This is a genomic window from Vibrio sp. YT-18 (genome assembly GCF_033337345.1).
GTDB lineage: Bacteria > Pseudomonadota > Gammaproteobacteria > Enterobacterales > Vibrionaceae > Vibrio > Vibrio alginolyticus.
This window is the reverse complement of sequence record NZ_JAWOQO010000271.1, coordinates 1-1,049: the sequence shown is the minus strand read 5'-3', so window position 1 is coordinate 1,049 and position 1,049 is coordinate 1. Positions and strand designations below refer to the sequence as shown.

The 1,049-nt window shown below is 48.4% G+C and carries 1 protein-coding gene and 1 pseudogene; one reads left to right on the top strand and one right to left on the bottom strand.

Going from position 1 to position 1,049, the window contains the following annotated elements:
* Positions 1–728 (top strand): substrate-binding domain-containing protein (locus R7M72_RS25920; RefSeq protein ID WP_318056571.1); only part of this gene is annotated, 728 nt, incomplete at its 5' end.
* Positions 729–801: 73 nt separating this feature from the next.
* On the opposite strand, the pseudogene galM reads toward R7M72_RS25920, so the two are convergent.
* Positions 802–1,049 (bottom strand): annotated as a pseudogene (gene galM / locus R7M72_RS25915) (galactose-1-epimerase); the annotation flags it as partial.

Genomic DNA, 1,049 nt, shown 5'->3' with positions numbered 1-1,049 from the left:
ATTACAGCCATGATGAAGTGTTGGCAAGCAAGATTGAGTCGGAGATCAACGGCGGTGATTACGCAGGTTTGGTTTACGCATCCAGTATGACGCGAGAGTTGGAGCAGCAACGCGTCACAACTTCCTTACCGACTGTGCTGCTGAACTGCACCAACGAAGAACACACCGAAACGCCAAGTATTTTGCCGGCCGATATGATTGGAGCTTACAAAGCAGTTTCCCACCTCACAGCGCAAGGTTATCGTCGCATTGCCATGCTGTCTGGTGAAAGTTGGATGCTAGCCAGTAAGCAACGTGCCGATGGTTATCGCCAGGCTCTCATTGATGCAGACATCATTCCTAACTCAGAGTATTTAGTCGATGCAAACTGGTCGCTAAAAGAAGCGCACCAGCAAACACTGGCACTACTGAATATGGAGCAGCCGCCAGAAGCGATTTTCTGTGGCAGCGACTATATGGCAATGGGGTGCTACCAAGCGATAGCGGAGTTGGGGTTGAAGATTCCTCAGGATGTTGCCGTTGTCGGTTACGATAATCAGCAAATCGCCTCTGAAAGCTTTCCAGCATTAACGTCGGTTGAACTGCCCTATTCAGACATGGGTAAACTCGCAATCGAATCGTTGATGGCACTGATTGAAGGGCAACCGTTGCTTTCTAACAAACGCAAAGTAGAGGGTGAGCTCATCGTTCGAACCTCTTCGACAAAAACAAAAAAGGTGGGCATGTAGCCCACCATAACACCCAAAGTCGTTGGAGTTGCAGCATCGCTGCCGCTGCAAGTTCAAAGGGCAGAAGTGCTATCTAAAATTCAAACTGATAAGTAGTTTGATGCTGATAGCAATCCCCAGAGCTCAACACCCCATTGTTGAGTCCCCATTCTGGTTTGTTTGGCCCGTCTGGAAAGTACTGCGTTTCCAATGCTAGGCCGTCATAGCGTTCGTAAGTTTTACTTGCACCTGGCGTACCGGCTAAGAAATTACCTGAATAAAACTGGATGGCAGGCTTGGTGGTTTTCACCTTCATCACCACATCTTCTTTGGGTGCAATTA